The sequence below is a fragment of the Streptomyces sp. NPDC005195 genome (assembly GCF_040608315.1).
Lineage (GTDB): Bacteria > Actinomycetota > Actinomycetes > Streptomycetales > Streptomycetaceae > Streptomyces > Streptomyces kaempferi.
On sequence record NZ_JBEXHZ010000118.1, the window covers coordinates 1 to 7436 of the forward strand.

Consider the following 7436-nt stretch of genomic DNA (forward strand, 5'->3'; position numbering starts at 1 on the left):
CCGGTCAGGGCGGCGTCGGCGTCGAGAAGCGCCGGTGCCGGGGCGGTGCCGGTGTGCGTGGCGGCGGGCAGCCACCGCACGCGGTAGAGGCCGGCGGCGCCGGTGGGGTGGGCCGCCCGGGTGCTGTCGACGGGGCGCAGGACGAGTCCGGTGATGCCGGCGACGGGCGTGCCGGTGGCGTCGGCGACCTGGACGGCGTACTGGTGGTCCCCGCGCGGGGTGAGGCGTACGCGCAGCGCGGCGGGTCCGGCGGCGGTCACCGTCACTCCGGTGAAGGTGAACGGTACGACGGTGGGTCCGTCGGCGTCGGCGGCGAGTGCCACGGTGTGCAGGGCGGCGTCCAGGAGCGCGGGGTGGACGGTGAAGTCCCCGGCGCGTTCGTGGGCGGTGCCGTCCTGCGGGGCGATCTCCGCGTACACCTCGCCGTCCAGGCGCCAGGCGGCGCGCAGGCCGCGGAAGGCGGGGCCGTAGTGGAAGCCGTTCTCGGCGATGCGGGTGTACAGATCGGACACGTCGAGGGGTTCGGCGCCGGCGGGCGGCCAGGAGGCCGTGCCGAGGTGCTCGGGCGGGCCGGCCGGTTCGTCGCCGAGTGTGCCCGCGGCGTGCCGGACCCAGGGCAGGGCCGTGTCGTCGTGGGTGCTCAGGGGCCGTGCGTGCACGGTCAGGGCGCGGGCCGCGGAGCCGTCGGAGGGGGCGACGGTGACCTGGATCTGGAGGGCTCCGGTGAGGGGCAGGACGAGTGGTGTCTCCAGGGTGAGGTCGGTGACCTGGGCCGCGCCGGCCCGTTCGCAGGCCTGGAGGGCGAGTTCGAGGAACGCGGTGCCCGGGAAGAGGACGCTGTCGCCGAGTGCGTGGTCGCGCAGCCAGGGCTGGCGTTCCACGGACACGGTGCCGGTGAGCAGGACGCCGTCGGAGCCGGCCAGCGGTACGGCGATGTCGAGCAGCGGGTGCCCGGCGGCCTCCAGTCCGGCGTGGGCGACGTCGCGGGTGCTGGGGGTGGCCTGGAGCCAGTAACTGCCGCGCTGGAAGGGGTAGGTCGGCAGGTCGACCCGGCGTGCGCCCAGGGGGGCGAGCAGGGTGGCCCAGTCGGGTGCGTGGCCGCGGACGTGGAGTCGGGCGAGTGCGGTGGTGAAGGACTCGCTCTCGTCGGTGTCGCGGCGCAGCAGCGGGACGAGGGTGGCGTCGCCGGTGACGCAGTCACCGGCCAGGGCGGTCAGTACGCCGCCGGGGCCGATCTCGACGTAGGTGGTGATGCCCTCTTCCTCCAGGGTGCGCACGCCGTCGCCGAACCGGACGGCCTCGCGGACCTGGCGTCCCCAGTGGGCGGGGTCGGCGATCTCCTGGGCTCCGTAGGGGGCGCCGGTGACGGCGGAGATCACGGGCAGGGCCGGTGTGTGGTGCGGGAGGTGGGCGGTGAGGGCGGTGAACTCGTCGAGCATGGCGTCCATGCGGGGCGAGTGGAAGGCGTGGCTGACGTTCAGGCGCCGGGTCTTGCGGCCCTGGGCGGCGAGTGCGTCGGCGACGGCGGTCACCGCGTCCTCGTCTCCGGAGACGACGGTGGCCAGGGGGCTGTTGAGGGCGGCGATCGCGGCCCTGCCCTCGTGGCCCGCGAGCAGTTCCCGTACCTCCTGCTCGGATGCCTGTACGGAGATCATGGCGCCGCCCTCCGGCAGTGCCTGCATGAGCCGGCCGCGGGTGGCGACCAGCAGGCAGGCGTCCTCCAGGGCGAGTACTCCGGCGACGTGCGCGGCGGCGATCTCGCCGACGGAGTGGCCGAGTACGGCGTCGGGTTTGAGGCCGGTGCTCTCCACGAGCCGGAACAGGGCGACCTCCACGGCGAACAGGCCCGCCTGGGTGTAGGCGGTCTGGTCGAGGAGCGCGGCCTCGGGGGTTCCGGCCGGTGCGAACAGGATGTCGCGCAGGGGGTGTTCGAGGTGGCGGTCCATGTGTGCGCAGACCGCGTCGAGGGCGTCGGCGAAGGCGTCGTAGCGGGCGTAGAGCCCGCTTCCGGTGCCGGGCTGCTGCGCGCCCTGGCCGGAGAAGAGGAACGCCACCTTGCCGGTGCGTGCCCGGTCCGTGCTGAGGAGCGGGTGTTCGCGGCCCTCGGCGAGTGCGGTCAGTGCCTCGGTGAAGGAGGCGGGGTCGTCGGCGACGACCGCGGCGCGGTCCTCGAAGGCGGTCCGTCCGCGGGCCAGGGACAGGGCGATGTCGGCCGGGCGTGCGTCGTGGGGCGGGTCGAGGTGGTCGAGCAGGCGGCGTGCCTGCTCGCGCAGGGCGGCGGTGCCGCGGGCCGACAGCAGCCACGGCACGACCGGAGCCGGGGCTGTTGCCGTTGCCGTGGATGCCTGCGCGGGCGTGGTGTCCGTCGGGTCGCCGGTGCTGCCGGTGCTGTCGGTGCTGTCGGTGCTGTCCGCGGTGTCGGTGGCGCCGGTGGTGTCGGTGCCGTGGCCGGCGGACGGCTGTGCGGTCCCGGGGAGGGCGCCGTCGGCGGGCTCGGGTTCCTGGAGGATGACGTGGGCGTTGGTTCCGCTGACGCCGAAGGAGGAGACACCGGCACGGCGCGGGGCGTCGCCCCGGGTCCAGTCGCGTTCCTGGTCGAGCAGGCGTACCGCGCCGGAGGACCAGTCGATGTGCGGTGAGGGGTTCCCGGCGTGCAGCGTGCGGGGCAGGACGCCGTGCCGCATCGCCATCACCATCTTGATGATGCCGGCGACGCCCGAAGCGGCCTGGGTGTGACCGATGTTGGACTTCAGCGCGCCGAGCCACAGCGGCCGGTCGGCGGGCCGGTCCTGGCCGTACGCGGCGAGCAGGGCCCCTGCCTCGATGGGGTCGCCCAGCTTGGTGCCGGTGCCGTGTGCCTCGACGGCGTCGACGTCGGCCGGGGTGAGGCCGGCGGAGCTGAGGGCCTGGCGGATGACCCGCTGCTGTGCGGGGCCGTTGGGGGCGGTGAGCCCGTTGGAGGCGCCGTCCTGGTTGACGGCCGTACCGGCCACGGTCGCGAGGACGGTGTGGCCGTTGCGGCGGGCGTCGGAGAGCCGTTCCAGGAGCAGCAGGCCGACGCCCTCGGCCCAGCCCGCGCCGTCGGCGTCGGCGGAGAAGGCCTTGCAGCGGCCGTCGGGCGACAGGGCGCGCTGCCGGCTGAACTCGATGAAGGTGTCCGGTGTGGAGATGACGGTGACGCCGCCCGCGAGGGCGAGACCGCACTCCCCCGACTTGAGGGCCTGTACGGCGAGGTGCAGGGCGACGAGGGAGGAGGAGCAGGCGGTGTCGACGGTGACCGCCGGGCCTTCGAGGCCGAAGGTGTAGGCGATGCGGCCGGAGGCGACGCTGCTCGCGCTGCCCGTGGCCAGGTAGCCCTCCAGTCCTTCGGGTGCCTGGCGGGCCCGGGTGCCGTAGTCGTTGTAGTTGGAGCCGATGAAGACGCCGGTCTGGGTGCCGCGGACGAGTTCGGGGTCGATCCCGGCCCGTTCGAGGGCTTCCCAGGAGGTCTCCAGCAGCAGCCGGTGCTGCGGGTCGACGGCCACCGCCTCACGGGGCGAGATCCCGAAGAAGGCGGGGTCGAACCGGTCGGCGTCGTAGAGGAATCCGCCGTGCCGGGCGTAGGAGTGGCCGGACTTGTCGGGGTCGGGGTCGTAGAGGTTGTCCACGTCCCAGCCGCGGTTGTCGGGGAACTCGCTGATGGCGTCGGTGCCGTCGGCGACGAGGCTCCACAGTTCCTCGGGCGAGGTGACGCCGCCGGGGAAGCGGCAGCCCATGCCGACGATGACGATCGGGTCGTCGGCCGGTGCCCGGTCCGGGAGCCGGTCCCCCGTGGTGGCGTCCGCGGCGGTTTGCCGGCCGTCGGTGAACAGTTCGGTGTCGAGGTGGGCGGCGAGCGCGGTGGCCGAGGGGTGGTCGAAGGCCATGGTGACGGGCAGGCGCAGTCCGGTCGCCTCGGCGAGGCGGTTGCGCAGTTCGACGGCGGTCAGCGAGTCGAAGCCGAGGTCGCGGAAGGCCCTGCCCTCGGGCACGGAGTCGGTGTCGGTGTGTCCGAGCACCGCCGCGGCCTGGCGGCGGACCTCCGTGAGGAGCGCCGCTCGGCGTTCGGTGGGCGCGAGGCCGCGCAGCCGGGCCGGCAGTGGCGGGCCGTCCTGGGCCGCGGTGTCCTTCTCGGTGTGTTCGCTCTCGGTGGCGGCGGCGCGGGCCTCGGGGAAGTCGCGCAGTGCGGCGAAGGCGCGAGCGGTGACCAGTTTCCAGTCGACGTCGGCGACGACGAGGAACTCCTCGTCCTGGTCGAGGGCCTGCTGGAGGGCGGACACGGCGAGTTCGGGTTCCATGGGCGGGACGCCGTCGCGGCGCAGCCGCTGGGCGACCTCTTCGCTGACCATGCCGCCGCCGGCCCAGGTGCCCCAGGCCATGGACGTGGCGGGCAGGCCGTCGGCGCGCCGCTTGGCGGCGAACGCGTCGAGGAAGGCGTTGGCGGCGGCGTAGCTGCCCTGGCCGGCGCGGCCGAGGGTGCCGGCCATGGAGGAGAACAGGACGAACGCGGTGAGGTCGAGGTGGCGGGTCGCCTCGTGCAGGGCCAGCGCGGCGTCCACCTTGGGCCGCAGGACGCCGTGGGCGCGCTGCGGGGTGAGGGCGTCGATGACACCGTCGTCGATGATCCCGGCGGTGTGCACGACGGCGGTCAGGGTGCCGCCGCCGGGCAGGTCGTCGACCAGTCGGCGGACGGCGTCACGGTCGGCGACGTCGCAGGCGACGACACTCGCCGGGGTGCCCAACTCGGCGAGTTCTGCGACGAGTTCCGTGGCTCCGGGGGCTTCGGGGCCGTGCCGGCTGACCAGGACCAGGTGTTCCGCGCCGCTGCGGGCCAGCCAGTGGGAGACGTGGCGGCCGAGGCCGCCGGTGCCTCCGGTGACCAGGACGGTGCCGCTGGGCGACCAGGCCGGTCCGGCCGGGCGGGGGCCGTCGCCGGCGCGTACCAGGCGGCGGGCGAAGAGGCCCGAGGGGCGCAGGGCGATGTGGTCCTCGTCGAGGAGTCCGGACAGGGCGGCGGCGAGCCGTCGGCCGGCCCGCTCGTCCACGGTCTCCGGCAGGTCGATCAGGCCGCCCCAGCGCTGTGGGTACTCCATGGAGGCGATCCGGCCGAGGCCCCAGGCCATGGCCTGCAGCGGGTGGTTCAGTGTGTCGTTGCGGTGCACGGAGACCGCTCCGCTGGTGGCGCACCACAGGGGTGCGTCGAAGGACGCGTCGCCGAGCGCCTGGATCAGGGTGGTCATCAGGACGAGTCCGGTGGGCAGGGCGCACTCGTCGGCCCAGGGCCGTTCGTCGAGGGCCAGCAGGGAGACGATGCCGTGTACGGGGCCCTGGGCCGCCTCCTGCCTCAGCAGGTCGGCGAGCCGGTCGCGTTCGGCTTCCCGGGATCCGATGACGAGGGTGCGCAGACCGTCCGCCCGCTCGGCCACCGTTGACGTCACGCCGCGTACGAAGTCGCTGTTCTCCTGCCCCTCGGGGACGACGACGAGCCAGGTGCCGTCGAGGGTGGCGGGTGTGCCCGGTTCGGGCTTCGGCCGCCAGACGATGCGGTAGCGCCAGCTGTCGAGGGTGGAACGGGCCTGACGTCCCTTGCGCCAGGACGACAGGGCGGGCACGATCGCGCCCAGTGACTCCTGGTCGTCGAGGCCGAGGGTGCGCGCGAACCCCTCCAGGTCACCGTCCTCGACGCTCTTCCAGAACGCCTCGTCCACCGGATCCACCACCGCCACCGACGCCTTCGGCAACTCAAGCCAGTAGCGCTGGTGTTGGAAGGCGTAGGTGGGCAGTTCGACTCGGCGTGGCGCGTAGGGAGTGAACGCAGGGGCCCAGTCGACGGTGACGCCGCGCGTCCAGGCCTCGCCGAGGGAGGTGTAGAAGCGGGCGAGTCCGCCCTGACCCCGACGCAGGGTGCCGGTGACCACGGCCTCACTACCGGCCGCCTCCACCGTCTCCGCGACCGGAACAGTCAGCACCGGATGCGGACTCATCTCCAGGAACGCACCATGCCCGGAAGCCACCAACTCACGTACCGCAAGCTCTAGTTGGACGGTCTGGCGCAGGTTCGTGTACCAGTACGCGGCATCCGTGTCCGCCGACTCGATCCACCCACCCGTCACCGTCGAGAAGAACGGCACCACCGGCTCCCGCGCCACCACCGGGGCCAGGACATCGAGGAGTTCCTCTCGGATCAGCTCGACATGCGCGGAGTGGGAGGCGTAGTCCACCTCCACCCGCCGCACCCGAACATCCTGAGCAGCCGCCTGCTCGACGAGTTCGTCCAGGGCGTCCGCGTCACCGGAGACCACCACAGAGGTCGGACCGTTGACCGCCGCGACCGAGATACGGCCGTCCCAGCCGGAGATCAACTCCTCGGCCCGCTCACGCGAGAGCGCGACCGACACCATCCCGCCATGTCCCGCCAACGCGGTGATCGCACGACTGCGCAACGCCGCGACCCGCGCACCGTCCTGCAAACTCAGCGCACCCGCCACCACAGCAGCCGCGATCTCACCCTGCGAATGACCCACCACAGCCGACGGGCGCACACCGAACGACTCCCACAACGCCGCCAGCGACACCATCACCGCCCACAACACCGGCTGCACCACATCCACCCGGTCCAACGACCGGCCCTCACGGATCACATCCAGCAGATCGAAATCCACGAACCCGTCCAACGCCACCGCACACTCACCGAACCGCGCCGCGAACACCGGCGACGAATCCAGGAGTTCCACCGCCATCCCCACCCACTGCGCACCCTGACCCGGGAACACGAAGACAGCGGACGGCGGGGATGCGGAGGCGGCGACACCGGAAGCCACGACCTCCGAGCCGATCAGCAGCGCCCTGTTCTCGAACACGGAACGGTGATGGAACAGAGTCCAGGCCACATCGACGGGACGCGCACCCGCCTCCCGCAGATCCGCCTCCCGAAGGTGCGCCACAAGCCGCTGCGTCTGGTCGTCGAGCGCCTTCTCGGAGCGGGCCGAGACCAGCAGGGGGACACTCACCTCCGCGGGGTCGGGCACGTCCGTAGGGGCGGGCTCGGCGGGGACGGGTTCGGGCTGTTCGATGATGACGTGGGCGTTGGTGCCGCTGATACCGAAGGAAGAGACGCCGGCCCGGCGGGGGTGGCCGTTCGCCTCCCAGGGCCGTGCCTGGGAGAGGACCTCGACCGCACCGGCCGACCAGTCCACGAACGACGACACCTCGTCGGCGTACAGGGACTTGGGCAGCACACCGTGCCGCATCGCCTGCACCATCTTGATGACCCCGGCCACCCCCGAAGCGGCCTGACTGTGACCGATGTTCGACTTCACCGAACCCAGCCACAACGGCCGGCCCGCGTCCCGGTCCTGCCCGTACGTCGCCAGCAGCGCCTGCGCCTCGATCGGGTCACCCAGCTTCGTGCCCGTGCC

General features: G+C 73.2%; 1 protein-coding gene. It reads right to left on the bottom strand.

The genetic code is table 11. The features are described 5' to 3' along the window. On the bottom strand, positions 1–7436 hold a 7436-nt coding region (locus tag ABZV34_RS36035; protein ID WP_356286450.1), incomplete at both ends, for an SDR family NAD(P)-dependent oxidoreductase.